We start from the raw sequence: 24,272 nt of genomic DNA on the forward strand, positions 1-24,272 counted from the left end.
AAAATAAGGGTATCTAGGGTGGGGATAGTATCTTGATTAAGGTGGTAGATGCTCTGCACAAGCGCCAACACCTCAGCTCCAGAAGCATCTGGGGCTAACCTGCTTTCTGCAATGCTCCATAAGGAATCACCAGAGGCTACGGTGTAGGTATCTGTGAGATTTTCAGTTGGGTGTGCATCTTTGCCCTCGGAGGCTCCAGAGAACTGCACTGACTCTGGGGTAGCAAGAAGGGAAAGTTCCTCTTGGTTGCTACCGCCTTCCCCAGAGATTTGCGATAGAGGAGTGCTGCCTCCAAATAGGGGAGAGATGGGGCGGTAGCTTGTACCTTTGACAGGAAGAATAGTTACGGCCGTCTGCGTCTGAGGGCTTTCGAAGAGCGGTGAAAGTGGAGTTGCGGGGCTCCTTAGATCGATGAGGGGACCATCGATAGGAGAAGCGACGTTAGATTCGTGAGGAAACAGAGGGGAAGAAATCTCGTCTCCGTACATCGGTGCTGTAAGTACAGCGGCCTGTTCAGACGGTAAAGCATAAGCCTGTGCTGCGGGGTTTAAAGCTCCAATGCCTATAGAGGCTCCAGCAAGTGTCTTAAGAAGACCAGGGGCCCAGGCAGGAAGCTGTATCTGATGGAAGGTACGCTGCGAACGAAGCAGAGCACTGTAATAAAAACCTAAGCTCATAAGCCACCAGAGGGCAATACAGAAGCAGAACAGGCCAATAAGAGCACAAACTAAAAGACTAACCCACAGGCCTGGGGTACCTGGAGCTATGTCTAGGCCGTGTTCCTTATCTGTGAGAAGTGAGTGAACCATCATGCTAGCTACTCCAGCGCCCGCCAGAGCTAGCAGAGGAACCAAATTGGCAACTATGAAGGCAGAAACCCTTGTTTTCACTTCTTTCACCTCGAATCATGTCATTTGATGCAGTTTGATGATTTAAGTATCATACTACTTCTCTTTGAGGGGGATTCAAAGGACGGCATGCCATTACTCGAGATATTTTCGCTCGTCACGGTATGCTCAGTGCATGACACACCTCGATTTACTCTTCCGTGACTACGAAATTCAGATGGAAGCCCACAAACAGCGAGACTACGAGATGGACGCCCGCGAGCTTCGCCAAGCAGAACTTTCTCGCATCACCGCAGCCGATCGACTGGCCGCTCAGATGCAACAAGAACTAACCATTCACGGGACAACAGGAGACATCTGGCGAGGAAAACTACAAACCCTTGGGCTAGGGTGGCTCCAACTTTCCACCGAGGCAGGGGGCATCATCCTTCCCCTTGCCGAAACTCTCTGCTGGGAAGGAGGAAACCACCACGCAATAGGAGAAGCACACGAAGTCTCCCGAAAGCTCACCCTAGGGTCTGCCCTGCGAGCTCTGAGCAGAGCCCAACAAGAGATACAAATACATCACACCGGAGGAAAAGGACTAACCAGCGCAGGAAAAATCTACTCGGTAGGGGCAGACTACTGCGAAATCCTCGGTATGAGGACACAAAAAGAGGGCGCATATGGAATACCACAAGTTCCACGTTGCGTCCTCTTCACCTCGATTGCCGCTATCAGAGTAGCGAGATAACCAAGCTCATTTAAGAAATATCTGCCCGCTCTGACTGATCAGCCCGGATAGCTTCTTCGGTCATGGCATAGCGCTCGCTGATATAGGCTTCGAGCATACTCTTCTCAACTCTCCACTGGTTTCTGCCACCAATCTGGATAGCTTTTAGCTCCCCAGAACGCACCAATGCACGAGTTTGACTGGGGGAGATATTAAGAATTTCACCGACGTCTGTCAGAGTGAGGAAACGCTGTTCAACCATGTCTAGAGTCCTTTTATGAGGGGGTGAATGGGGGATTCTTTGCTACATTTTAGTGTATTTTGACCTATTTTGATAGAAGAATCAAAGTCTGTGGATAACTTGATTGATTTTGCGTAACCTTCGCCCAAAATATGCAAGAATTTTGAAATCTAGCCTCTGATTAGGGAAACTGCTGTTAAAGAGAAAAATCCCTGACTCAAAGAGGTGCCCACATGGCTCAAGAAAACCTAGCTGCCCGCTTCAGAAAACCGGGCTTTCGCGACCCCAAGCTGCTGGCGGGCGTCCTCATCATTCTTCTCTCAGTTCTAGGGGTGGTCGGTATCGTGCGAGCTACCAACCAAACTCAGCCCTATTACGTAGCTAGCAAAGATATTGGTATAGGTGAGAAAATCACCACCGACAACACTACAACCACCCAGGTCAAACTCGGAGACTCAGCCCAATTCTATCTTTCAGCCGATCAAGTAATCGCTGAGGGCACAGTTGCCACACGCCCCCTAGCCTCAGGCGAACTTCTCTCTGCACGTTCACTATCAAGCGAAGTAAATGATGGGCGCAGACTCGTCACATTACTTCTAGACCAGTACGCGGTAGCTGAATACCTACCCGGTGACCACGTAGATATTTGGGTCGCCTACAAAACAGAGGGCACCAACTCCTATGGTGACCCCGTAGCGATAGCAGAATCAGCACAGGTACATTCTGTAACCGCCCAAGAGTCAGTCATCGGAGGCACAGGACGTTCAGCTGTAGAACTATGGGTCAAGCAGGAAGTCCTACCTGATGTACTGGGTGCAACAAGTAAAGGCGCGGTCATCAACCTGGTTCCATCGGCTTACGAAACAGGAGATAACTAATGCAGGTCCCTCTTGTTGTCGTTGGCGATGAAGGCGGACGCTTCATCGCAGCTATCGAATCCCAGCGCGGCCATGTGAGCGTGGTCAGACATGTTCACGACATCGGCGAGATGCTAGGAATCGCCCAAAGCGGTATCGCCCGCGCTGTACTCATCGTGACCGGGGCAGAACAACTAACTCACTCCATGGTGAAATCCCTGCACCTTCTAGAGGTAGCAGTTTGTCTTGTCCTCGACCAAGGAACCCCACCAGCTATCACAGGGGTTCACCCCATCGACTCCCTAGCCGATACTGCCGAACTCATCGGTGAAATAGAACAAGCAGTCGAAAACCTGCTGGCTTCAGAAGACCCCGAACCTCGCTCCGAACCGCACCTAGATGCACCTGAGCTCTGCGCACCTGCACACACCGGGCAGCTACAGACAGAAGAAAAACAGGACGCACCCCCTTCACCTCACACAAACGGAAAAGTAATGGCAGTATGGGGGCCCTACGGCTCACCAGGGCGCACAACCTTAGCCATCAACCTAACAGCAGCCTACGCAGAAGCAGGTTACACAGTATGCCTGGTGGATGCAGATACCTACGGGGCCTCAATCGGGGCCGCCTTGGGGCTCACCGATGACTACTCGAGCCTGGCCCAGCTCTGCCACTATGCAGACCGCGGGAACCTCACCCAACAGCAGCTCAAAGAACTAACCCATACCATTTCAGACCGTTCCCACTATTTCGACGTCATCACCGGGATAAACAAAGCAGAACGCTGGGTAGAAGTACGCTCCAGCGCACTAGAGCTTGTGCTCAATCAACTGGTCTCAAAATACGACCTAGTAGTAATTGATACATCCTTTTGCTTAGAAGAAGACCCCGCCCTGAGCTTTGACGGCCTAACTCCCCAACGAAATGAAGCAACCCTCACCAGCCTGACACGAGCCGATCACATAGTAGCTGTCGGCCTAGCAGACGTCGTTGGCGTACCCCGGCTCATCAAAGCATACGACAGTCTCACCACAGCTCTTGGAGCGAACCCCGCCGAGAAAATCAGCATTGTCTTTAACCGAATCCGCACCGAAGCCTTAGGCGGCTCCGCACAAGCGGCACTAGAACACTCCTGGGAACGCTTTGGGCCAGCCCTCCCTATCACATCTCAACTACCAGAAGACACCGCAAACGCAGATAAAGCCCGGCTAGAAGGACGAACCATTCTTGACCTAGCCCCACACACAGAACTGGCTCGCCAACTGCACGAACTAGCTCAGACCACTCAACGCGCCCTAGGACTTGGAAAACCTGCCCCATCGCTAGAGCAAGTACAGGGCATAAGCATGATAAAAAAGAAGAAACCCTGGGCGCGCTTTACCCGCCGCCACAGTACCTAAACCGCCCGGTTCACGCTAACAGGAGGCACCTTGTCACTGACCGAACCCCTCATGCCCACAGACGCTTACAGGCCCGGCGACATCGAATGGCTCCACCTACTCACCAACGAATGGCAAATCATTGCAGATACCGGCTACTGCGACCTGATGCTCTGGGCCCCCCACCCCGAGACCATCGAAGGCTATTTCTCCCTCTCCCAATCGCTACCTGCCTCCGCTAGGTTCATCAACCTGGCCCAAATTCGCCCCTCCACCACCCACACAGTCTTCCACACCGACTGGGTAGGAAAAGAACTCAACCCTGCCCTCTGCGAACGCGCTGTAGCGAGTTGGAATAGTCAAACCCCCAAGACATTCAACGATGAACATAACCTCACCGACATCGTCCTTGATACGGAATTTATTCCACTCATACGTAACGACAGGCCTGTAGCCCTACTATCTGTCCACCGTGAAAGCCTAGGTACCCGAAAGCGCCAGAAAGCAGAACGGGTCTACCGCGATGTCTCCCACCACCTTCTACAGATGGTCTCACGCGGGGCCTGGCCCGAATTCGCTGCCCCTGTTGGAACAGCCCACGGCAACCCACGCGTCAGCGACGGTCTTGTCATGCTTGATACCGACGGGCGAGTCACCTACGCCTCTCCTAACGCCCTCTCAATTTACAAACGCCTCAACTACGCAGGCGATATGATCGGGGCAAGCCTGCTCGATATCACCCGGGCCTTACTCCCCACCGGCGAAAAAGCGGACGAAACTCTGCCCCTAGTTCTTACCGGCCGCATGCCCTGGCGTGCAGAAATTAAAGCCAATCTCAAAAACGTCACCTTCCGCGCCATTCCCCTGCGACACGTCTCCAGATTTGGCGAAGAACGCTACGGTGCTCTTCTCTTGTGCCGCGACGTCACAGAGCTACGCCGGCGAGAACAAGAGATGATGTCTAAAGACGCTACCATCCGCGAAATCCACCACAGGGTTAAAAACAACCTCCAAACAGTGTCAGCTTTACTGCGGCTACAATCTAGACGCATGACCACCCCCGAAGCGAAGGAAGGCCTTGAACAGGCCATGCGTCGTGTATCAACTATCGCCCTGGTACATGATGCTCTCTCGCAAGGGCTGACCCAGGACGTAGATTTCGATGACCTCATCAGCCGCCAATTCAGACTTGCTGCTGAGCTAGCGTCCCCCGGCCAGCAGGTTGCAACCCGAATTGAGGGATCATTTGGGAAACTACCTAGCCAGATCGCAACACCTCTAGCCCTTGTTATCAACGAGGTCGTAGCTAACGCGGTAGAACACGGGCTAGCTGGAGAAACCGGTACCGTGACGTTAGGCTGCCAACACCGCTACTCAGAAGGGCAAGAGCACAGCATCATCGTTACAGTGCACGATAGCGGCCAGGGGATCAGTGCAGAGAAAATCAGGGAGCTAGAGGAAGACGGCCCCGGAAACGGTCTCGGCACACAAATCGTGAAAACCCTGGTTGCTAGCGAACTCAACGGTACTATTCATTGGTCTCCAGCCCCTGAAGGTGGGACTCTCGTAACGATTGAAGCAACTATCTTATAGATAGTAAGAACACTATAAAAAGCAGGGGTGAACTGTTTGACCAGTTCACCCCTGCTTAAGAACACTTAAGTGAAGTCTTCTACTATGAGGCCCTACGGGCTCGAGCAGCACGTCGCTTTATAGCACGACGCTCATCCTCACTTGTACCGCCCCACACGCCAGAATCCTGGCCTGTTTCGATAGCCCACTGCAAGCAGATATCCATCACAGTGCAGCCGCGGCAAACATTTTTAGCCTCTTCAATCTGAAGAAGGGCGGGCCCGGTATTTCCTACGGGGAAAAAGAGTTCAGGGTCTTTCTCAAGACAAGCAGCACGGCTACGCCAATCCATTAGCATGCTCTCCTATAGGGTTTACCGGATTAAAGCTGAGGCAAAAGGACTCAGCAACTTACAAAAAAATCTGGCCCCTTTCCTCAAAGGAGCCAAACTTGAACCTCAATAACTTTCCCACGATATGGGGCGTCATACAAGGGGGTTGTGAGCGAAAATCTGCCCGCAAAGCTGAGGTAAATATCACAGGAGAAGACCTGTGGGGGTGCCGGGGTGAGAGGTAACACTCCCAGATGCCTATTCTAGATAGGAGACCCTTTAGGAAGAAAGAGAAATGAGATAGACATGGCTTCTTCTAGTGCCTTAGCCGTCCCCAGGCCAGTGAAAATCTTGGTTGGCTTAAGCTTAAGCCAGGCCCTATACCTTGCCTTCCGCGCACTCATCGGCATTATCACCTCTACTGAAAGTGGGGGAGCTGTAGTGACAGCCTCCTTCTACTTTATTATCTCGCTAGCCCTTGGCGTAGGCGCTCTTGCCATATGGCGGGCCCAGCGCTTTGGGCAGACGCTTGTGCTCGTCTGGCAGCTCTTTGCCGTTATTATTGGCATTCAAACAGCCCTAGGTGGGGACCACCTGGTAGGAATCACAGCAGCCACGATTGGAGGGGCCGTTATTTTGCTACTTTTTACTCGCTCTACTCTCGAGTATCTGACTCCTTCTTCCCGCTAGCCTCTACCTCTGGCAGGGCCGCTTGAAAAGCGCTAACCCTTGCATGGTCAATAATGACTCCACGCCCTGCCGGTAACTGACCATAGGTTCTAAGGTCAAGCGGTAAGGTAAGGCCAGGGTAGAAAGACATATCTGCTGAGGTTCGTGGGCTAAGGACGATACCTGTGGACGTGCCGTTAAGGGCTGCAAGAATCGGGGAGGTATTCCAGCGCGGCCACGGAGTATAGGTAAGAACAACCGATTCAAATTTATCTTTCTGGTTGAGTATCGTATGCTGCACATCATGACTGAGCTGATCAAGATTATCAATGAGCAATATAGGGCGAACCCCTAGACTTTCACCCGCGAGGAGGGCCTGCTCGATATCTGCCATCTGAGTAGTAGCACCTGAGGAGATAAGGATGAAATAATACTCAGGATTAGCTTGGATGAAGGTTTGGAGCAGGCTGGTTTTCCCTGACCCACGAGGGCCGCTAACACTCATGAACCCTGCCCGCAAAGGCGGGGTGAAAGCTGTAGACCCGTCTCTGAGCACTCCACACGCAAGTGCACCTGAATGAGGTTTAGGCGCACGAGAGATAGCATGCACAGGGCAGAACAAGGGTAAGGGGCGCCAGGAATGCTCGCCAGGGTAAGAGCCCTCTAACTGGGTGGTGGGCTGTAAGGAGGCCTTGTCTGAAGAACTCGGTGATGTATCGAGTGCTGCCCAGACAAGCGTACCTGCCTGCACCCGTCCTTGCGAGGAGTCGTAGATAGATTTTCCTTCTACCGCAAACTGCCCACTGCCCGGTATCGTGTAATCCTTGGTGTGGGGGCGGAGAGGGTCACTTTCAAGAGCAGAACGAGTCATGAAGGTGTGCTCAAAAATTTGCTGGTACTTGCCCCGCACTCCTGTAACTGAAGTGCATAAAACCTGGACCTTGGGGTGCTCGCCCATGGTAAGTATCTGCTGCAGGTGGAATTCTGCTACCGGGTGCCGCTGAAGGGAATCAAGCAGCACCTCGAGAGCATCTATCAGTAGGAGCTGACCAGGCTTGGGGTCTTCTGCGCAAGAGGCTAGAAGATGCTGTACATAGTCAAAATCCTGGTAGGTAAAGACCTCAACCTGCTCTGCATACTCCTCACCCCAGCCCCGTATCTCTCGAGCCCGCTGCTCTGAGGGGGTAAGACATAAAACGGCATAGCCTTTCTCCAGCGCTTGAAGAAGGGTTACCTGAAGTGCCGGCAGACAATCATTGCTAGATCCCTGTAGTAGGACCGGGCCATTGCTAGGCGTCCAGATAAAAGGAGCTTGAAGCCCTAACTCTGCTATCTCGTAGCGACCCAGCAGCAAAGAAAACGGGTGAGCTGAATCTGGCATATCGGTATGCTTGGGAGGCTGAAGGGCAGCGGCGATAGGCCGATAAGCAGGTAACTGGTGAAGTGCCTGATAAGCCTGATGAACGGACGTATTGGTAGCCTCAAGGTCGGTATCGCTCAGCGGCGGGAGCATCTTGGCCATGTGAGAATCATCGATATCGAGAATAAAACGTGCACGGCAGAGGTCTTCTGGTTCTTGCTCATAGAGCCCTGTAATTAAAGGTGCTTGAAACTCAACCACCTCATTTTCAGTGCTTTTGAGGAGCCCCCGGCCGGGGGACTGCGCAGAAAGATGAGCAGCATCATCAGAGCCTAGGACGCTAAAAGATTCCTGCGCAGAACTTACTCTCAGACACATCAGCGTTGAAATGTTGGCCCGAATATCGGGAGAAATTGCTCCCTGAGGGCGCTGGGTAGCAAGGATAAGGTGATAGCCCAGTGATCTACCGATAGTAGCGATTTTCATTATTTCGTTCATTATCTCTGGGTAATCATCGACGAGCATACGAAACTCATCGATACAGATAACAAGCTCTGAAAACTCCGGGGCTGTACGGGTAGCTTTGCAGCAGGCGATGTAATCATCGTAGGAGCTAATTCCCATGCGTTTCCACATCTGTTTGCGCCGCGTGAGATCTGCTCGTAAAAATTTCATCGTGCGCATCAGCTGAGAAGTTTCAAGGTCAGATATTAGTGAAGCGCAGTGGGGCAAGGACGCTAAGGGGCCTAAACCAGCGCCACCTTTGAAATCAATGAGGATCAATGAAAGACGTTGGGGCGGGTAGCGTAGTGCTGCTGACCACAAGAGCGAACGAAGAAGCTGAGATTTACCTGAACCTGTTGTTCCCGCGCAGAGGAAATGAGGGCCGTGAAGGGTCAGCCCCAGTTGTAGATTGGCATTACTCCCGCAGGCCTGGCCTGCGAAGAGAAAAATCTCTGCCGCCCACAGGTTCTTATGTGCACCCTCCTGCGGTAACTCAGTCAGACCATAGGCTGGTATGTGAGATGTCAGTACTTTAGCGCCAGCTAAACCTTGGGAAATAGGGGATAGCTGACCGGGCGTGAGGTCAGCTAGTAGCGCACAGTAACGCTCTTCGCTGATTCCATCTACAACGAAGCTATGCCAAGGGTGGGGTGGAGAAAAGAGGTCTGTGGGCGACTGGGGGGAGGAATAAGAACTGACAGGAAAGGCCCTTAGCTGCGCTGGTAAGGACGCCGGTATAGAACAGCACACCACCACACCAGCATCGACGCTATCAAGTTCTGCTGTGGATACTGCAAGTACGTTTGCTGTAGCAAGCAGCGGATCAATAAGACGTAGAAACCAGGCGGGATCTTTCTTCCCTACCAGAACATAGACAGGCTCTTCCTTGGCTACAAGCTGATAAAGAGCTAACCTCTGGGCTGATAAAGGCAGGGTAGGGAGTATCTGTGCAAGTTCTTCTGCGTTGACCGTATAAGGTGCTGCCTGGACTTCAGGTAATTGCTCTAACTCACGTTGCCGTCCCATGACTCGTAATGGTCGGGTGCCGCGTCCTACGATAAAACCTGTAGTAGCGTGTACCGCATCAGCTCCCCGGTAGCTGACTACTGCTTCTTCTTCCGCATGGGCAAGGTGCGCTATTTCCCGGCGTACCGAAGACCGTTCATGGCCTTGTGTAAAGGCATGAAGACCCATCAAAAGTGAGGACCCACAAGCCATCAGAAGAATAAACCACAGTTTTGTAAACCAGGCAATGACGAGCCCGATGATGAGAGGGAAAATCATCATAGCCACGGTAAGTAGCTTAGATTTAGGCGCAGGAACATCAATCTCTTGAATCTCAGGGTCACAGAAAAGGGGAGGGCTCTTCTCATGCTGGTCAAGAACGAGGACGCTACTACCTAAGACAAATTTTTCCCCAATGGTGATTCTGTGGTGCGCATCTTTCCCTGAGAAATACACTCCGCTGCCAGTTACTTCGAGGCAGCCCTCAATAGGTGCGAGAGAGGGGTCCTCAACTCTGAGCAGAGAAGCTTGTCTGCCGATTTCCCAGCTACCTCGTGCCAAGGGAAAGTAAGAATGTGAGTCTGGCCCGTGAATCACGCGCAAGATAAAGAGAGGTTGGCTCTCTGAAGGGGAAGACCAAATCGGATGAGATAAAGAACCTGATACTTTGAGCTGGGCGCCATCAACCCAGGGAGAAAGACCAGGGGTGAGCCCCCTGATATCGTTCCCCTGAATGCTCCAGCTGAAATGATCGCTACCCCACAAGGAGCACAGTTCTTGATGGCAGATAGCCCCTGTTGTTCCTCGTGAATACTCAAGTTCTACCGACCTGTAAGGCCCAGCGGGAGGTTGCTGGATGCGGAGTAAAAGCTTCATAGGGCTACCTAAGACCTGGAAACCTGCCATCGCAAGGGCGCAAAACAGAAAAACAAACTATATGCGTTGTTTTTAGGTGGTGGCGGGGAAAAATTTAAGATTTTCACCTCCCTGTCACCTCCGATAGTGAGACTGGGGAATAATCACACGAATTTTCCAGCCTGTTAGCGGGTAGTGGCCGCCCATATCCGGTACTTTTGTTATTAACTGTGTTTACCGTACATAGAAGGAACACACTGAAGTTTAAGCTTCTACGCTGTAGTAGCAGAGCGCGGTTGCCTCAATCCCCACGCTAGGTGCGCAACCCCTAATAAGGAGTAAGTTAAGTGAACGCTGATCTTGTAGTTGTAGGCTCTGGCCTCTTTGGCCTCACCATCGCAGAGCAAGCTGCTACCCAGCTTGGCCTCAAGGTAGCCCTTCTCGACCGCCGCCACCACATCGGCGGTAACGCATACAGCGAAAACGAAGAAAAGACCGGGATCGAAGTTCACCGCTACGGCGCTCACCTCTTCCACACCTCTAACGAACGCGTCTGGGAATACGTCAACCGTTTCACCGGATTCACCAACTACACCCACCGCGTCTACACCAACCACAACGGTATCGTGTACCCCATGCCCATCAACCTGGGCACCATCAACCAGTTCTTCAACGCCGCCTACTCACCGGCAGAGGCTAAGGCCCTGATTCAGGAACAAGCCGGTGAACTAGCTGGAACTGACCCCAAGAACCTCAACGATAAGGGCATTTCCCTCATCGGGCGTCCGCTCTACGAAGCCTTCATTAAGCACTACACTGCCAAGCAGTGGCAGACCGACCCCGCCGACCTGCCCGCGTCCATCATCTCCCGCCTGCCCGTACGCTACAACTACGACAACCGCTACTTCAACGACAAGTACGAAGGCCTGCCCGTTGACGGCTACACCGCCTGGCTTGAGCGCATGGCCGCCCACCCCAACATCGAAGTTCACCTCAATACCGACTTTTTTGAAGAAGGCCACGAATACTCCCGTTCCAAGGTGCTGAGCCAAGTCCCCGTTGTCTACACCGGCCCGGTCGACCGCTACTTTGACTACGCAGAAGGCGACCTCTCCTGGCGAACCATCGACCTTGAAGAAGAAGTCCTCGATATTGAAGACTTCCAGGGCTGCCCCGTCATGAACTACCCCGATGCAATCCACCCCTTCACCCGCATCCACGAGTTCCGTCACTTCCACCCCGAGCGTGACTACACCAAGGATGCCACCGTCATCCACCGCGAATACTCCCGCTTTGCTGAAAAGGGCGATGAGCCTTACTACCCGATTAACACCGGTGCCGACCGCGAGATGCTCCTGAAGTACCGTGAGCTAGCTGGGGGAGAGCAGAACGTCCTTTTCGGCGGACGCCTGGGCACCTACAAGTACCTCGATATGCACATGGCAATCGGTGCAGCACTCTCAATGTTCGACAATAAGCTCCGCCCCCACTTCGAAAAGGGCGAAAAGCTGATATCTGGCGGAATCGAGGCCTAACAATGAGCGAAAAAAGCGTAACTGCAATGAAAACTCTACAGCGGGTTATTCTGCCTGAAGCTGTACAAACTGACGTCATACCCTTGTATATTGACAGTGGTAGCGCCACCGGCGTGCAACTACCTACCCGCTTAGACGGAGACGCAGCTCAAACCATTGAGAAGGCAACTGCTCAACAGGAGTTGAAGAACGAAAGTTCAACGGGCCCTGCAACCATGAGCTCTGACCTACTAGGTCGCCATTCAACTCACCTAGATGCAGGTAAAACTGTTTCCTTTGGCACCTATTTCAATGCCTTCCCCGCATCGTACTGGAGACGATGGACCGACCTTAGATCAGTAACCCTCAGTATCACCACTGAAGGTTCAGGTATGGTCGTGGTCTACAAGTCAAATGCTCGCGGTGTTATCCAACGCGTGGACGCTAAAGTGCTTGAAGGGCCAGAAACTTCCACCTTTGACCTGACACTAGCTCCCTTCGGTGATGGTGGCTGGTATTGGTTTGATCTTACTGCCACCCACAGCGACCTTACCCTAATCAAGGCAGAGTGGCTTGGTAATATTAAGCCTCGCCTGGGAGAAGCTGGCGGTAAAGCTACCGTGCAGATTACCACCATGAACAAGGTGCAGTATTGCATCGACAATATCCGTTCCCTTGGTAATAACCTTGATGCTCTGGAAACCGTTAAAGAGATTCTGATTGTTGATCAGGGTACCGATAAAGTTCAAGACCACCCTGACTTTGAAGAGGTAGTTGCTCCTCTTGCGGGCAAATTCCGTATTATCAACCAGGCAAACCTGGGTGGTTCGGGCGGCTTTGCCCGCGGCATGTTCGAGTCTGTTAATAACGGGTCAGACTACGTTATGTTGCTCGATGATGACGTCGTTGTTGAACCTGAATCTATTTTGCGTCTGATTACCTTTGCTGATTACTGCAAGAACCCCACTATTGTGGGCGGTCACATGTTCGATATGTATGACCGGTCAGTTCTGCACGCCTTCGGTGAAGTAGTGAACCCCTGGCGCACTTTTTACGATAAGCCCCATGCTGATATGTCTCTTGGGCACGATTTAGGTAGAAACAACCTCCGTAACACGCACTGGATGCACCGCCGTGTAGACGTTGACTATAACGGTTGGTGGATGTGCCTGATTCCTACAGAGGTCATTCAGAAGATTGGCCTGTCACTTCCCCTTTTCTTGAAATGGGACGATGCAGAGTACGGTCTTCGCGCTAAAGAAGCTGGAATCGCCACCGTCTCATTCCCCGGTGCGGCCTTGTGGCACGTATCGTGGCAAGATAAGGACGACTCCGTCGGCTGGCAGGCTTACTTCCACGAGCGTAACCGCCTTATTACTGCCCTTATCCATTCCCCCTTTGAAAAGGGTGGAGCGGTCCTACGCGAATCTCTCTTCTTGGATGTAAAGCATGCTCTATCGATGCAGTACTATACAGAAGAAGGCCGCCTGATGGCTATCGAAGATTTGCTCTCTGGCCCAGAACATCTGCACCCTTCTCTCAGCGAGCGCCTGCCTGTTATTCGCGGTAAGGTGAAGGAGTTCCAGGACGCTCAGCTCAAGTCAGATGTCGATGAGTACCCTCAGCCCAAGACGACTAAACCTCCTTTCAAGGGACGTCGTAACTTTAGTTCCCCTGGCTACCGGAAGCTTATTCCCTGGGCTGTTTCGACTGTGGGGCGTCAGCTCTTTAAGCCGGTTGATGATTTGGCGAAGACAAACCCCCAGATTCAGCTGAATTACTCTGAGAATCGTTGGTGGACTGTTTCTAAGTTTGATTCGCTCTTGGTGACTAACGCTGAGGGGACCGGTGTCTTCTGGTATCAGCGTGACCCCAAGAAGCTTCGGGAGAATTTGGCTCGTGCTTCGAAGCTACATGCCAAGCTCTATAAGAATTGGGCTGAATTGCGTCAACAGTATCGTTCAGCAGCAGCTGAAGTAGCGTCGTACGATGCGTGGGCTGATACTTTCAAGAAGCATACGGAGTCTGAGCTGACCCGATGAGTAAGCAAATAGTTCACCCTCTTTTGCCCCCAGGGCGTGGTAGAGGTCTACGAGATGTCCTTCAAAATCGTTATCTTTTGAAGCTGCTGGTCGACAAGGAAATCCAGGTTCGCTACCGTGGGTCTGTCTTGGGTATTCTTTGGTCGTATATTAAACCGGGTGTGCAGTTCGGTGTCTTCTACATTGCCATGGGCCTTTTTCTGGGCTTGGAACGGGGCATGCAGAATTATGCTATTTACCTGTTCTCTGGCATGGTTGTCATTAACTTCTTCTCTGAAGGCTTCAGTAATGGGGCTAAGGCCATGGTTGTTAATGGTGCCTTGATTAAGAAGATTTACCTTCCTCGTGAGCTGTTCTCGGTCTCAACGATTTGGGTGGCTTTGATCCACTTTGTGCCTCAGATTGTGGTGCTTTTGCTGGCTTGTATTTTTGCCGGGTGGAGCCCAGATGTGAAGCAGGTTGCTGCGGCTCTTGTTGCCATGGTGATTATTATGGTGTTCTCTGCGGGGCTTGGCCTGATTTTTGGTGTGGCTAATGTCTTTTTCCGTGATTCAGAGAATATTGTGGATATGCTCCTGATGGTTGCTACCTGGTTTTCTCCGGTGCTGTATTCATGGACTATGGTGCGAGATACTCTCTATTCGTGGGTTATTAATGTTTATCTTCTGAACCCTCTGACCGTTGCTGTTGAACTGTTTCACTATGCTTTCTGGATCCCCACTTTGTCTGAGGAGGCTTTGGCTCTACCAACCTCGCAGATCCCTCCGCATCTACTTACTCTGTGGGTGCCGGTTGCCTTGGGCGTTTCGCTAGTAACCTTGTTCCTTGGTGACTTACTTTTCCGTAAGCTCGAGGGCAACTTCGCCCAGGAGCTCTGATCGTATGGATATCAAGAAGTTCGATTTACCGCCTGTGACTGATAGCGCCCCGGTGGTTATTAGGGTTGAGTCGCTGGTCAAACGCTTTGTGCTGCGCCATACCCGTTCGATGAAGGAAGCTTTCGTCTGGTTGATGAAGGGCCGCAAGGGAGATTTGAATGAGAAATTCAATGCGCTCAACGGGGTCTCTTTAGATATTCGTGAAGGTGAGCGCGTTGCCTTGCTGGGTTATAACGGTTCTGGCAAGTCAACCTTGCTCAAGCTGATTTCGGGTGTGATGCACCCTGATGAAGGTATGGTGCTGACGGGCGGACGCATTGCCGGGCTTATTGAGGTCGGTGCAGGCTTTCACCCCGACCTTACCGGGCGGGATAACGTGTACCTCAACGCCGCAATCCTTGGTATGAGCAAGGAACAGATCGAAGCAAAGTTCGATGAAATTGTTGAGTTCTCTGAAATCGGCAACTTTATTGATACCGAGGTGAAGTTCTACTCATCGGGCATGTATTTGCGTCTGGCGTTTGCTGTGGCTGTTCATACTGACCCGGAGATTTTCTTGGTGGATGAGATCCTGGCGGTGGGCGATGAGCCTTTCCAGAAGAAGTGTATCGCTAAGATTCGTGACTTGAGTGCTGAGGGGAAAACCCTGGTTGTAGTCAGTCATGACCTTGATTTGGTGGCTAGGATTTGTGAGCGTGGTGTCGTTTTGGATCACGGTTCTAAACAGTTTGATGGTCCTATTGACCAGGCGATTGAGTTCATGAGGGCTAAATCTCGGTAAGAGAAGTCTTCCCCTAAAGTACCCACAAGCTCCCTAGCTTGTGGGTATTTTTGTGCGTTGTTACTAGTCAGTAACTAGTTGCGTGTCTAAACGTTACGAATTTCTGCAATGAAAATGAGGGGCTGTGGAAAAGTTCTGCCCTTGAGTTGTCGTGCCTTATCAAGCAAAACTTGTATGGGATCTAACCTGTGGGGCAGAGGCGCACCCGGCTGATTTATCCACAGAATTTTCTTCTGCCGTTTGATTGTTTGACCTAATCAACTGTATCTTGTTGGAGAATTCACCGATGGGTAAGAACAGGACGTAAGGGGGACAAATGCCTATAGCGCACGCAGAAGAGCTTATCGAAGCAGATGTACGCGATTTAATTCGCCGTAGTAGCCTTGATCCGCTTGTACAGCAGAGTGAAGCTAAAGAGCTCATTCAGCAGGCAATCGCAGAGTATGAGCACCAGATGCTGCGCGGGGCAGTGCCGCGGCTTGAGAACGCTGATACCCTCATGAGCACCTTGTTTGACAAGGTGTGCGGCTTTGGCGAGATTCAACAGTTTCTTGATGATAGCTCTGTCGAAGAGGTATGGATTAACGCCCCGGATGAGATTTTTGTGGCTAGGGCCGGGGAATCGGAGCTAACTGGCTTGAGCCTGAGCGAAGAACAGATTCGTGCACTGGTAGAGCGTATGCTCAAAACCTCGGGCCGTCGCCTGGATCTGAGCACGCCTTTTGTTGACAGCTCACTGCCGGACGGCTCTAGGCTCCATGTAGCTATACCCGATGTTACCCGCCAACATTGGGCCATCAACATTCGTAAGTTCATTGCTCGGGCAACCCGTTTAAATGATTTAGTGAAACTGGACTCTCTGAGCCTAGAGGCTGCAAAGTTTTTGGATGCAGCTGTTGCTAGCGGTCTCAATTGCCTGGTGTCAGGGGCAACTCAAGCTGGTAAAACAACTATGTTGAACTGTTTATCGGCCTCAATTGGTATGCGAGAACGTGTTATCACCTGTGAAGAGATTTTTGAGCTTAAGATTCCGTTGCGCGATGTTGTGAATATGCAGTGCCGTCAGCCCAACCTTGAAGGGCATGGGGAGATTCCTCTACGGCGTCTGGTGAAAGAAGCCTTGCGTATGAGACCTGACCGTTTAATTATTGGTGAGGTACGTGAAGCTGAGTCCCTTGATATGTTGATAGCTTTGAATTCTGGGCTGCCGGGCTTATGCACTATCCACGCTAACTCTGCCCGTGACGCTATCACCAAGATGTGCACACTCCCGCTTTTAGCCGGTGATAATATCTCAAGTTCTTTTGTTGTGCCGACGGTAGCTTCTTGTTTTGACCTGGTAGTGCATTGCGACCGCGATTTGAGAGGGAGGCGCTACGTTCGAGAGATTCTTGCGGTGGGTAATCGTGTTGAACACGGCGTGATTGAGACCAGCACACTTTTTAGGCGTGAAGGTGAGCAGCTGGTGTGTGTTGCCTCAGAGGTACCCTCACCGGAGAAGTTTCTGAGGGCTGGTTATGCTCCTGAATCTCTGCTTAACTGCGAGGCAGAGCTGGTATGAGTGCTTTCTTTGGCCTTATGTTCGGTATTGGTGCGCTTTTTATCTATATGTCCTTCTGGGAGCGTCCCAGCCGCGGAAAGAAAAAACGCAAAGCTCCCGTCATGCAGCAGCTCCTTCGTCAGGCAGATCTTGAGAAGTTCACTGTGGGTATGTTTTATGCAGTCTCGGCTGTAGCTGCTCTAGTGGCCATGGTCCTAACTTTTGCCCTGACGTCCTTGGTCCCTCTTGCTCTACTTGCTGCAGGCGTTGGCTTCTTTGGCCCCTATTTTCTGGTCAAACACCGGGCAACTCAACGGCAGGCTCAGCTGCGAGATCTATGGCCTGACGCGGTAGATCACTTGCGGTCAGCTATCCGTGCTGGCTTATCGCTTCCAGATGCCCTCATGCAACTTCAATACCGGGGCCCAGAACCTCTACGCCCAGCTTTTGCCAGTTTTGCTGCAGACTACCTGGCTAGCGGCGAGTTCTTGCCTGCTCTGAACCGTCTTAAAGACCGTTTGAGCGACCCTACAGCCGATAACATCATTGAGGCCCTTAAAGTGACCCGCGAAGTTGGTGGCACCGACTTAGGTCGACTTCTAGGAACCTTAAGCTCCTTTTTACGTGAGAACAGTAGAACCCGTTCTGAGCTTGAAGCTAGACAATCATGGACGGTTAATGCTGCGCGTCTGGCCTGTGTGGCCCCCTGGGTTGTCTTGGGTTTAATGGCAACCCAGCCTAGTACCATCAGAATCTATAACAGCTTTGCTGGCTTTGTGGTCTTAGCAAGTGGGCTCGTACTAACTATTATTGCCTACCGGCTCATGATGCGTATCGGTGCTCTACCTGAAGAGAAGAGGGTCCTTACATGAATCTTTCTCTTCTCCTTGGCCTGAGTCTTGCCGCAGGGCTCTGGTTGGTTCTTTCAGGTATGTGGCACCAGCGGCGGGAAAGCTTCGCAGACCGTATAGCACCCCAATTGCGCGCAGCAGAACTTAAAAAGAGCCGCTCAGATGCCCCGTATAGTACCTTGCCAGAAGGTATCTACGGTGCAAGTGCTGCCCTTCTGGCCCCCTGGGTCGAAAAGATTTACCGGAGTTTGGGCAAATCTAGCTTCGATACAGTGGCTCTTGAAAAACGTCTTGCCCAGTTAGGTAGGGGTTTGACGGTTGCTGAATACCGGGTGCAACAGGTGCTGTGGAGTTTGCTGGCTGCTGGGCTCTGTATTTGTCTGGTAGCTGTGGGACTTGCCCACGGCACACTAAATCTTGTGCCGGGCTTTCTTCTCATCGTGTTAGGTGCTGCGGCCGGTTTTCTTGCTCGTGATTACTGGCTATCTCAGCAGATTGCTAAACGGGAAAAAACGATGCTAGCTGAGTTTCCCGCCTTAGCTGAGTTGATGGCCTTATCTGTTACCGCAGGGGAGTCAGCTATCGGTTCGCTTGAGCGGGTGGTGCGCAGTTCTCAGGGAGAGCTCTCTGGTGAGTTTCGAACTATTCTCGCTATGACTCGCTCTGGTGAATCACTGGTTGTTGCTTTGCAAAGTTTTTCTCAGCGAACTTCGGTGGCGGCCCTCTCCCGTTTTGTGGACGGCCTAGTGGTGGCTATTGAACGTGGCACACCTCTGGCTGATGTCTTGCGAGCCCAGGCACAAGATGTGCGGGATAACGCCAAGCGTGAGCTGATGGAAACAGCAGGGAAGAAAGAAATCGGCATGATGGCGCCCGTTGTCTTTCTGATTCTTCCGCTCACTGTGCTTTTTGCGATGTTTCCAGGCCTTTCCCTTCTTAATCTTAATTTCTAATCTTGCCTTCCTCTAGGCGCTTTCTATTCACCCTCTTATGTATAAGGAGAACCCATGAAAAAGTTTATGACCGACACCTATCTTAAGGCCCTTATCAGCATTTTTGCCCCTCTGCCTAGCGCAGATGATGCTGAGCGTGGTGACGTACCCGGCTGGGTGATGATCACGATGATGTCCGCTATCCTCGTGGCCGCTATTTTGGTGATTGCTCAGGATGCTCTGGTGAATATGTTCAATAATGCGATGTCGATGATTAGCCGCTAGGGGAGTCCTGTGAGAGCTGTGGCCCTTGAGAAGGAAAGAGGAAACGCAACGGCAGAGTTCGTGATGGTTTCTGCCCTGGTTGTTTTACTTTTCCTGAGCGTTGTGCAAATCGCTTTTGCCATGTTTACCCGAAACGTACTGCAAGATGCTGCCTCTCAAGGTGCCCGCTATGGGGCCATGCTCGATAGGACGCCCGCTGATGGTGAAGAGCGCACACACGACTTGCTCTACTCTGTGCTCCCTGACCAGTATTCGGCGAAGATTAGTAGCTCTGTCACCCAGTGGCAGGGAGTAGATGCTGTGCAAGTGACCGTTGTTGCCCCGGTCCCACTGCTTGGCCCCTTTGGTGTGGACGCCCAGTGGGAGGTGAGCGGGCATGCTGTGGTTCAGCGATAAACCCGGTGAAGAACCTAAAGTAGCAGAAAGGTCAGATCATTCTGACAGGGGCAGTGCCCTGGTCGAATTTATTGGCTTAGGTGCCCTGCTGATGGTGCCCACAGTTTATTTTCTGCTCTCGGTTTTTGCCATGCAGTCAGCGGCCTTCGCGGCCTCTAACGCTAGTGCCCACGCTCTACAGGTCATTCAGTTTCTACCCCCGGAGCAGCGTAGCCAATCTGCTGTCCAAGCTGTTGCGGTGCTGACAGCAAGCGACTTTGGTATAGATGCTGGGGCTGTTACAGCCACCTTAGGCTGTGAGGATACCTGCGCACCGGGGGAGCGGGTAACTGTAGAGGTAAGAGTTGAGGTGGAGTTGCCCCTGGTGCCCTGGCCAGGAGCACCTACCCTGGCTACGATGACCTCCCAGGCTGTGAGCTGGGGAGGTGATTACTCCTGATGCTCAAGAAACACGCCCACTATTCTGAATCGTCTCAAGGAGAGACAGAAAAAGAGCATGAAGCTGAGCAGGGGAGTGTGCTTCCTCTGATCGTGGGGCTCTGTCTGGTGCTGCTACTGATTGCCTCTACCGTTACTGGAGTGAGCTCAGTCTACCTAGAAAGAGCACGTCTGCAAGCTTTAGCTGATCAGGCTGCAACCTCAGCTGCGCAACGCATCGAAGGTATCACCGCAGTAGGGGCGTCCCAGGCACAGGTGAGACTCACCAACGCCGGGGTGCAGGCGTCCGCTCAGACTTTCCTGCATGAAAGTGGCGCTGGGGCTGATTTCTCCCATCTAGCCTTGAACCGCGCAACTGGAGCGCCCGAACACCATACGGCAACCGTCGTCCTCTCAGCAAGAGCCCACCCGCCCTTACTCTCCATCGTGCTACCTGATGGTATCGATATCACCGTTACCGGCAAGGCACGCGTCATCACCACCCAACAGTAGAACACCCACAGCTCTGCCCCATCAGCGCAAAAGCTGGGCAAAACCGGGCGCTTACCCTCCTTTTCAGTTAGAGTTAATAGTCATGGCTACTTTAGATTTTTCTGCCCACATCAAAACCTTACGCTCAACCTACGCCTCCATCGAAGAGGTCAGCGACGTTGAGCAGCTTCGCGCTACCATCGCAGAACTCTCTGAAGCAGCCGGCGCCCCGGACCTCTGGGACAACCCCGACGCCGCCCAAAAAGTAACCTCCCAGCTCTCCCACAAACAAGCTGAACTCGATAAGCTCCTCAAACTAAACCAGGCCATTGACGACCTTGACATCATGGTCGAACTAGCCGAAGAAGAAAGCGACACCCAAACCCTGGCCGAAGCGGAAACCGAACTGCGCGCTATCGAAAAACGCCTAGCAGAGCTTGAAGTCATCACCCTCCTCTCCGGCGAGTACGACCAGCGCGATGCCGTCGTCACCATCCGAGCAGGAGCCGGTGGCGTAGATGCCGCCGACTTCGCCGAAATGCTCATGCGCATGTACCTGCGCTGGGCAGAAAAAAACGGCTTTGACACCACTGTCATGGACACCTCCTACGCCGAAGAAGCCGGCCTCAAATCAGCAACCTTTGAGGTCAAAGCCCCCTACGCCTTTGGGCGCCTATCCATCGAAGCAGGAACCCACCGCCTGGTGCGCATCTCACCCTTCAATAGCCAGGGCAAACGCATGACCTCCTTCGCCGCAGTAGAAGTCATCCCCCTCATTGAGCAAACCGACCACATCGAGATCCCCGAAGCCGAACTCAAAGTTGATGTCTTCCGCTCATCTGGCCCCGGCGGTCAATCCGTCAACACCACAGACTCAGCTGTGCGCATGACCCACATACCCACCGGCATCGTAGTATCGATGCAAAACGAAAAATCCCAGCTACAAAACCGAGCCGCTGCGCTACGCGTCCTACAATCTCGCCTGCTCCTACTGCGTAAAGAACAAGAGGACGCCAAAAAGAAGGAACTCGCCGGTGACGTCAAGGCCTCCTGGGGCGACCAGATGCGCTCCTATGTGCTCAACCCCTACCAGATGGTCAAAGACCTACGCACCAACTATGAAGAGGGAAACCCCAGCGCCGTATTCGACGGGGCACTGGACGGCTTCATCGACGCCGGTGTGCGATGGCGCGCCGCCGAACGACAGAAAAGAAAGAACGAAGAATAATCGTGGCTAAGAAAAAAGTAACGAAAGAAGACCCCAACAACCACACCATCGCCTCCAACCGCCGCGCTCGCCATAACTACAACATCCTAGAAACCTGGGAGGCTGGCCTAGTGCTCATGGGCACCGAGGTGAAATCTTTGCGTGATGGTGGTGCTTCTATCACCGATGGTTTTTGCCAGATGTATGGCAATGAGCTGTGGTTAGAGGGTATTCATATCGCTGAATACGGGCGAGGGTCTTGGACTAATCACGCTGCCCGCCGCCGCCGCAAACTGCTCATGCATCGCAGCGAAATCAATAAAATCGCCCAGAAGCTCAACGAAAGCGGCTACACGGTGGTGCCTTTGAAACTTTATTTCAGTAAGGGCCGCGCCAAGGTTGAAATTGCCCTGGCTACCGGTAAACGCGACTACGATAAGCGTCAGGCCCTACGCGAGCGCCAGGACAATCTAGAAGCTCAGCGTGCTATGCGCTATAAGAACCTGGGCTAATAACCTACTCGAAGGAGAGAGATGACAACCGGAAATAACAAGGAAAACCCCTACGGTAACTACGTTCCTGGGCAGTACAGCTCAGATAGCGCCTCTGGGCAGGAACAGCAGGAACAGCAGGACGCTGCCCCTAGCTCTTTTTCTCACGAGCAGGCAGCTACATCTCAGCAGGACTATGGTCAGTCTCAGTACTCCCAGCAAGGCTACGGCCAACAGGAGTATGGCCAGCCTCAATACTCTCAGCCGGGATATGGCCAGCAGGGCTATGGGCAGTCTTATGGCGGTCAGCAGCCTGCCAGCTACTCTACCTACGGGTATGACCCCTATAACCAGCAGCTTGCCCAGGGCCCTAGAGGCCTAGCCATTGCTTCTCTGGTGCTGGGTGTCCTGGCCTTTCTCAGTGGTTGGGCGGTTATTGGCGGTGTTGTGGGCATCGTCGGTCTGGTACTGGGTATTATTGCCCTGCGTCAGACGAAAACCGGGGGAGGGGGCAAGGGCCTATCTATCACCGGTATTGTTTTGAGCGGCCTGGGCATCCTGGGCTCTTTGATAGCCCTCATTTTCTTTGGCTGGTTTTTCACAGCTTTTGGAGATTGCATGGTTTATGCGGAGGACGAGGTTCGAATGGAGCAATGCATCAATGAGAAGATGGGGGTTGAAACCACAGCGCCGACCAGTGAAACTACAGAGTGGCCCAGCGAAACTATAGCGCCGACTCCTGACATCACAGTACCGATGAGTACCGCAGAGCCGACTCGCAAGGCCTAGTTGTACCTGTCCGTTGGCTCTTTACAGTGGTGAGGCCTAACTGGTAGACTGGTGCATCCGAGCTAATTGGGCCGGTGCCTTTCATGGATGAGTTGCGACTCGAAGGAGCACAGGAAAACGCTTAGCTTGGCGTTCTTTGATAAAAGAATATGGGGATGATCGGTTTCGACGATGTGAGTTGAAATGGATGAAGCGTGCCGAGGACGCAGGGTTATCTCGTAAACGCCCTCTGCAAAAAAATAAGTGCAGAATCTAAGCGCACTGACTTCGCACTCGCTGCCTAATAATCCCAGCGATGCAGTCTGGTAGCCTGAGCTTGCCTTTGGCTCAGCCACTACCATCAGTTTAAAAGGCCACTGCTGCCCGTCCTTGTCGTAGGGCCGGGTGGGACTTTAATACGACTAGGTTAGGCCTTGTAAGTGTTTGTGCAAGCAAGGTAGCCGAAAACACCGTTTTCACAAACTGCGCACGGAGAAGACCCGTTGACGCCACATCGGACCGGGGTTCGATTCCCCGCATCTCCACAGTAGTAAGGCCCTCCGCCCGGGTAACCCAGGCGGAGGGCCTTTTCTGTGTAGTCACACAGAGGGCTTTTTCTGTGCGGTCATACAGGGGTAAGGTGCTCCCTTTTTAGACTTACTATTCGCTGACTAGTAGAGGGGTAGGGGTCGGCCTTGTCTAGGTTGCTGGGGAAGTGCTGATAAGCTGGCCATACATCAATAAAGGCCCACCCCGGGCTAGTAGTTTCATGAAGAAATGAGGACGCCGTGAGCACCCAGCCCTCTGCTTACCCCCAACCATACCCTCCAGCACAGGCGGGCGTCCTGCTGCCCCCAGCGCTTGATCTTACTACCCCTGGTGAGCCTGCCCAGTACCGGGTGCCAGATGCCTACCGTCGCCCCTATGGGGAGCTGGTGCGTGATAAGCGGGGTCGCGGCTACTACCCGGCGGTGATGGCCCTGACCGCTGGTGTGGTCAGCTGGATTGTGGTGCTTATGGCGGGCGTCTTTGCCCTCTTAGCTCTCATACCGGCTTTAGCTGCTATTGTGCTAGGCATTAGAGCCTTGTACACGCGTGGGCGTAATCTGCGCACCCACTTGCACGGAAAGACAGCTGGCCTGGCCTGGGGCGGTATTGTGTTAGGTGCAATCTGCATACCTGTAGCAGTACTCTTCTACTTCATGGCTAGCTGGTTATTGAATGGTGCAGAGGTAGCTAACTGCGAGATGACCTACGCGGGGGATGAAGAAGCTATCGCTCGTTGCATTGAAAAGAACACTCGCTACTAGGCCACACCCCTGCTGTGAGGTGTGCCTCAATCGAG

At 52.6% G+C, this 24,272-nt stretch carries 23 protein-coding genes and 1 other RNA gene; 21 read left to right on the forward strand and 3 right to left on the reverse strand.

Annotation, left to right across the window (positions count from 1 at the left end; all coding sequences use genetic code 11):
- Positions 1–1,023: 1,023 nt before the first annotated feature.
- Positions 1,024–1,581 (forward strand): hypothetical protein, encoded by a 558-nt coding sequence (locus ACED87_RS03320; protein ID WP_449082706.1) that lies wholly within the window; start codon positions 1,024–1,026, stop codon positions 1,579–1,581.
- Between the two features lie 10 nt (positions 1,582–1,591).
- Here ACED87_RS03320 and ACED87_RS03325 read toward each other — a convergent pair whose 3' ends face one another.
- Complete coding sequence (locus ACED87_RS03325) at positions 1,592–1,822, reverse strand: helix-turn-helix domain-containing protein (protein ID WP_449082708.1); 231 nt, start codon at positions 1,820–1,822, stop codon at positions 1,592–1,594.
- A gap of 212 nt (positions 1,823–2,034) precedes the next feature.
- Between ACED87_RS03325 and ACED87_RS03330 the strand changes: the two genes are divergently transcribed.
- The 3 genes from ACED87_RS03330 to ACED87_RS03340 are packed head-to-tail and all read left to right on the forward strand — an operon-like array spanning position 2,035 to position 5,630.
- Complete coding sequence (locus ACED87_RS03330; RefSeq protein ID WP_449082710.1) at positions 2,035–2,679, forward strand: SAF domain-containing protein; 645 nt, start codon at positions 2,035–2,037, stop codon at positions 2,677–2,679.
- Positions 2,679–4,058 carry an AAA family ATPase gene (locus ACED87_RS03335; protein ID WP_449082711.1) on the forward strand — a complete coding sequence of 460 codons (1,380 nt, stop codon included), beginning with the start codon at positions 2,679–2,681 and terminating at the stop codon, positions 4,056–4,058. Before ACED87_RS03330 ends, ACED87_RS03335 begins: the two co-directional genes overlap by 1 nt.
- Before the next feature lie 51 nt (positions 4,059–4,109).
- Positions 4,110–5,630 (forward strand): sensor histidine kinase, encoded by a 1,521-nt coding sequence (locus tag ACED87_RS03340; protein WP_449082846.1) that lies wholly within the window; start codon positions 4,110–4,112, stop codon positions 5,628–5,630.
- A gap of 82 nt (positions 5,631–5,712) precedes the next feature.
- On the opposite strand, the gene ACED87_RS03345 is transcribed toward ACED87_RS03340, so the two are convergent.
- Complete coding sequence (locus ACED87_RS03345; protein WP_449082713.1) at positions 5,713–5,961, reverse strand: WhiB family transcriptional regulator; 249 nt, start codon at positions 5,959–5,961, stop codon at positions 5,713–5,715.
- 285 nt (positions 5,962–6,246) lie between these two features.
- Between ACED87_RS03345 and ACED87_RS03350 the strand changes: the two genes are divergently transcribed.
- Entirely contained in the window at positions 6,247–6,630 is a 384-nt protein-coding gene (locus tag ACED87_RS03350) for a hypothetical protein (RefSeq protein ID WP_449082715.1), read from the forward strand.
- Here ACED87_RS03350 and ACED87_RS03355 read toward each other — a convergent pair.
- On the reverse strand, positions 6,596–10,354 hold the full coding sequence (locus ACED87_RS03355) for an FtsK/SpoIIIE domain-containing protein (RefSeq protein WP_449089602.1): 3,759 nt from the start codon (positions 10,352–10,354) through the stop codon (positions 6,596–6,598). The genes ACED87_RS03350 and ACED87_RS03355 overlap by 35 nt on opposite strands.
- Before the next feature lie 326 nt (positions 10,355–10,680).
- Between ACED87_RS03355 and glf the strand changes: the two genes are divergently transcribed.
- From glf to ACED87_RS03435, 16 genes are all read left to right on the forward strand, one after another.
- Positions 10,681–11,868 (forward strand): UDP-galactopyranose mutase, encoded by a 1,188-nt coding sequence (gene glf, locus ACED87_RS03360; RefSeq protein ID WP_449082719.1) that lies wholly within the window; start codon positions 10,681–10,683, stop codon positions 11,866–11,868.
- A 26-nt stretch (positions 11,869–11,894) separates the two neighbouring features.
- Positions 11,895–13,889, forward strand: a complete 1,995-nt coding sequence (locus ACED87_RS03365) for a glycosyltransferase (RefSeq protein WP_449082721.1) — start codon at positions 11,895–11,897, stop codon at positions 13,887–13,889.
- Complete coding sequence (locus ACED87_RS03370) at positions 13,886–14,767, forward strand: ABC transporter permease (protein WP_449082723.1); 882 nt, start codon at positions 13,886–13,888, stop codon at positions 14,765–14,767. Before ACED87_RS03365 ends, ACED87_RS03370 begins: the two co-directional genes overlap by 4 nt.
- A 4-nt stretch (positions 14,768–14,771) precedes the next feature.
- Positions 14,772–15,548: an ABC transporter ATP-binding protein gene (locus ACED87_RS03375; RefSeq protein ID WP_449082725.1), complete on the forward strand. Its 777-nt coding sequence runs from the start codon at positions 14,772–14,774 to the stop codon at positions 15,546–15,548.
- Between the two features lie 316 nt (positions 15,549–15,864).
- Positions 15,865–17,109, forward strand: coding sequence for a CpaF family protein (locus tag ACED87_RS03380; protein WP_449089603.1), 1,245 nt, complete (start codon positions 15,865–15,867; stop codon positions 17,107–17,109).
- A complete protein-coding gene (locus tag ACED87_RS03385; protein WP_449089604.1) occupies positions 17,106–17,960 on the forward strand; it encodes a type II secretion system F family protein in 855 nt (284 codons plus the stop codon). Before ACED87_RS03380 ends, ACED87_RS03385 begins: the two co-directional genes overlap by 4 nt.
- A gap of 290 nt (positions 17,961–18,250) precedes the next feature.
- Complete coding sequence (locus ACED87_RS03390) at positions 18,251–18,892, forward strand: type II secretion system F family protein (protein ID WP_449082731.1); 642 nt, start codon at positions 18,251–18,253, stop codon at positions 18,890–18,892.
- 66 nt (positions 18,893–18,958) lie between these two features.
- Positions 18,959–19,156: a hypothetical protein gene (locus tag ACED87_RS03395; RefSeq protein ID WP_449089617.1), complete on the forward strand. Its 198-nt coding sequence runs from the start codon at positions 18,959–18,961 to the stop codon at positions 19,154–19,156.
- A gap of 18 nt (positions 19,157–19,174) precedes the next feature.
- Positions 19,175–19,552, forward strand: coding sequence for a TadE/TadG family type IV pilus assembly protein (locus tag ACED87_RS03400; RefSeq protein WP_449089605.1), 378 nt, complete (start codon positions 19,175–19,177; stop codon positions 19,550–19,552).
- Positions 19,533–19,991: a hypothetical protein gene (locus ACED87_RS03405; RefSeq protein ID WP_449082735.1), complete on the forward strand. Its 459-nt coding sequence runs from the start codon at positions 19,533–19,535 to the stop codon at positions 19,989–19,991. The genes ACED87_RS03400 and ACED87_RS03405 overlap by 20 nt, the downstream gene beginning before the upstream one ends.
- On the forward strand, positions 19,991–20,482 hold the full coding sequence (locus tag ACED87_RS03410; protein WP_449089606.1) for a Tad domain-containing protein: 492 nt from the start codon (positions 19,991–19,993) through the stop codon (positions 20,480–20,482). The genes ACED87_RS03405 and ACED87_RS03410 overlap by 1 nt, the downstream gene beginning before the upstream one ends.
- A gap of 82 nt (positions 20,483–20,564) precedes the next feature.
- Positions 20,565–21,689, forward strand: coding sequence for a peptide chain release factor 2 (prfB, locus tag ACED87_RS03415; RefSeq protein ID WP_449089607.1), 1,125 nt, complete (start codon positions 20,565–20,567; stop codon positions 21,687–21,689).
- A complete protein-coding gene (gene smpB / locus ACED87_RS03420) occupies positions 21,686–22,180 on the forward strand; it encodes an SsrA-binding protein SmpB (RefSeq protein WP_449082850.1) in 495 nt (164 codons plus the stop codon). Before prfB ends, smpB begins: the two co-directional genes overlap by 4 nt.
- A 21-nt stretch (positions 22,181–22,201) precedes the next feature.
- A complete protein-coding gene (locus ACED87_RS03425) occupies positions 22,202–22,948 on the forward strand; it encodes a DUF4190 domain-containing protein (RefSeq protein WP_449089608.1) in 747 nt (248 codons plus the stop codon).
- 151 nt (positions 22,949–23,099) lie between these two features.
- Positions 23,100–23,475, forward strand: a transfer-messenger RNA (tmRNA) gene (gene ssrA, locus ACED87_RS03430).
- Between the two features lie 240 nt (positions 23,476–23,715).
- Positions 23,716–24,237, forward strand: coding sequence for a hypothetical protein (locus tag ACED87_RS03435; protein WP_449089609.1), 522 nt, complete (start codon positions 23,716–23,718; stop codon positions 24,235–24,237).
- Positions 24,238–24,272 lie beyond the last annotated feature (35 nt).

The organism is Rothia sp. 32237D007AR (genome assembly GCF_053544675.1).